This is a genomic window from Streptomyces bohaiensis, from assembly GCF_012033785.1.
GTDB classification, from domain to species: Bacteria; Actinomycetota; Actinomycetes; order Streptomycetales; family Streptomycetaceae; genus Streptomyces; species Streptomyces bohaiensis.
Genome location: NZ_JAAVJC010000403.1, coordinates 1 through 3148, shown reverse-complemented (window position 1 = coordinate 3148; position 3148 = coordinate 1). Strand labels below are relative to the sequence as shown.

Annotated in this window: 2 protein-coding genes; both read right to left on the bottom strand. The window is 72.8% G+C overall.

Annotation, left to right across the window (positions count from 1 at the left end; all coding sequences use genetic code 11):
• On the bottom strand, nt 1-1570 hold a 1570-nt coding region (locus HCN52_RS23245; protein ID WP_168090399.1), incomplete at its 3' end, for an AI-2E family transporter.
• A 256-nt stretch (nt 1571-1826) separates the two neighbouring features.
• Nucleotides 1827-2564 (bottom strand): aggregation-promoting factor C-terminal-like domain-containing protein, encoded by a 738-nt coding sequence (locus HCN52_RS23240; RefSeq protein ID WP_168090398.1) that lies wholly within the window; start codon nt 2562-2564, stop codon nt 1827-1829.
• Nucleotides 2565-3148: the final 584 nt, after the last annotated feature.

The window sequence follows — 3148 nt, the reverse complement described above, 5'->3', positions numbered from 1 at the left end:
GCGGGGGCGTGTCCGTGCCGGCCGGGCCCCCGCCGTCGGCGGGTTCGCCTGGCGGCCGCTCCGTTCCCGCCGCGCCGGCGGCCGGCTCGGCCGGGGCCTCGCCCTTCTCCATCGAGTAGGGCGGGGGTGTGGGGGCGAGAGCGGCCACGGTGGCGCCGCTGGTCCGGGGGTCGGCCCGCATCTCCGCCTCCCGGTGGTAGGCCCGCAGATAGCCCACGACGGTGTTCAGCACCGCGACCAGCGGGACGGCGACGACCGCTCCGGGGATGCCCGCGAGGAGCGTGCCGGCGGTCACCGCGAGCACCACCCCCAGCGGGTGCACCCGCACCAGCCGGCCCAGGATCAGCGGCTGCAGGATCTGGCTCTCCACCTGCTGGACGACCAGGACCAGCGCCACCACCAGCAACGCCGTGATCGGACCGTCCGTCACGAAGGCGACCACCACCGCCAGCGCGCCCGAGCCGAAGGCTCCGACGATCGGGATGAACGCGAAGAGGAAGACGATCACCGCCAGCGGGACGGCCATCGGCACGTTGAGGATGTACAGGCCGATCCCGATGCCGACGGCGTCGATCGCGGCGACCAGCACCGTGCCGCGCACATAGCCGGTGAGGGTGATCCACGCCCGCGGGCCCGCCCCCGCGACCCCGGGACGGGCCGACGCGGGGAGGAACTTCAGGCACCAGTACCAGATGTTGCGGCCGTCGTAGAGCAGGAAGAGCACGACGAACAGCGCGATACCGGCGCCGCTGAGGAAGCGCAGCAGGTAGTTCGCGCCCTCCAGCCCGGCGGAGGTCAGTTCGGCGCTGTGGTCGCTCAACCAGCGGTTGACGTTGTCGACCATCTGCGTGAGGTCGTCCTCGGAGACGGCGAACGGACCGTCCACCGCCCAGTCGCGCAGCTCGTTGATGCCGTCGGTGACGCTCTCGACCAGGTTGTCGATGTTCTCCATCACCTGCCACACCACGAACCAGCCAACCAGGCCGATGACGCCGAAGCCGGTGAACGAGGTGACGGCGGTGGCGGCGCCACGCCCCAGCCCCATCTGCTTCAGGCGCCCGGTGAACGGCTGGAGCAGCGCCGTGACGAGGAGCCCTGCCGCGAACGAGATGACCAGCAGGCTGATCGCGTCGACCACCTGCATCAGCACCCAGACGACCGCCGCCATGACGAGCAGCCGCCAGCAGATTTCGCTCGCCACCCGCAGTCCCCACGGGAGCGCCTCGGCGGGCGGCGGCGGCCCGGGGCGCGTCCCGGGTCCGCCGGGCCGCCCGTCGCCGCCACCGTGGCCGCCGGCCGCCGGGTCCTCGGCCGTGGCCCGGGGCGCCGTCTCACCGGCCGCCAACGGGGAACGCGCCGAGACCGAGACCGACTGCGCGATGCGGGTGCGGGTGGGAGCGTCACCCTCGGGGCGCCCGTGGTGGAGCGAGGGCTCGTCGTCCCCCACCACCCGCCGCTCGTGCTCCCGCTCGCGGCGCGCCACCTCCTCCTCGGCTGCCTGGCGGTAGGCCGAGACCCGCGAGCGCACCCGCGAGACCTGGGCCCGCAGCCGCTGAAGTCGTGCTGCCATCGTCGTCCTCTTCCCCCTGTTTGTCCGCGCCGGGGCGCCGGGCCCACCGCGCGGCCCGCGCCGACCGACGTTACCGTGCGGCCGGGTGGCTGCGGCAGGTAACCCGATGGAAGGAACCGGGCGGGTCGGTGAAGCCGCGTGAAGGTTGCGCGCGCTGCACGCGTCGGGCACCGGATCGGCGGCAACGGCACCGCGGGGGCGGACCCGGCACGGGCCGGAACGACGGAACGGCGGTGGGGCCGGCCTCACGCCCGGGTCAGTACCAGTGGTTGGCCTGCCAGAACTCCCAGGCGCCGCAGGGGCTGCCGTACCGCTCGTTCATGTAGTTCAGGCCCCACTTGATCTGCGTGGCCGGGTTGGTGCGCCAGTCGGCACCGGCGGAGGCCATCTTGGTGCCGGGCAGCGCCTGCATCAGGCCGTAGGCACCGGAGCTGGGGTTGGTGGCGGTGTGGTTCCACTCGCTCTCGCGCGTGACGATGGCGGAGAAGCACTGGTACTGGCCGCCGCCGACGATCTGCTGCGCCATGGCCTGGACCTCGGCCTTGGTGTAGCTGGCCTGCACCGGAGGGCTGATGTCGGAGCGCGCGGTGCTGCGGCTCGCGGCCACCTCCTGCGCCTCCCGCTCGGCCTTCTCCTTGGCCTCGCGCTCCGCCTTCTCCTTGGCGGCCTGCTCCTCGGCAGCCGCCTTCTCGGCGGCTTCCTTCTTGGCGGAGGCCTTCTCGGCGGCCGCCTTGCGGGCGGTCTCCTCGGCGGACTGGCGTGTCAGGGATTCAGCGACGTGGTCCTGCGACTCGGCCTGGAGGCTGAGCGCGGCGGTGTGCAGCTGGGCGTCCCCGGCAGCGGGAATGTCGACGAGCAGCGAAGCATCGGCGGCGACGACCTCGAGGTCGTTCGCCGAGCTGTCCTCACCGGAGGCAACGCCGACGGCAGCACCGACGGTCGTGACCGCGGTAGCAGACGCCACTGCGAATCCCCGGACCGAAATCCGGCTCACACGGTTTCCTTCCACCATCGCCCGTCCGGGTGACCCCCACGGGCACAATCGTGCCCCTGGCACGGGCCTCCGCTGCAATCACGGTCACGGGAGACACTGGCCCGGCGGACTCCCCGCGTCTTCGCAAGGGGGCCCGCGTGGTACTCGGGCGGCACACGGCGAGCGGCTGTTCAGTTGTGGAGAGCTACTGCTGTCGACCACCCGAGGGTGAACGACGGTGCCGTGTGCGGGGCCTGACAGCTGCACACCCTGCCGGAGATGCGCGGCCGCTGGCAATTCAACGCGCTGTGGGAAAGGTCACAGGGCGTTTGGCCTGTGGCTTCGCTGGAGACGAACACACGCGCGGATCGGCACGCTACTCTACCCCGCCCATTCACCCGAAATGCGGGAGATGCCGATTACCCACCCGATGCGGTGACTTGAGGCCACCGACAGGCGCAGCGACGGGGTGCGGCGGCGGCCCCGCAGCGTGGTGGGGCGGCGGACGGTCCACCGCCGGTCGCCGGGGCAAAGGCCCCTCGGCACGCATCGAGTGCGGGTGGCGGGCGCCGCTCGCACCGCGGCGGGCGGCGCCCGGCAGGGGC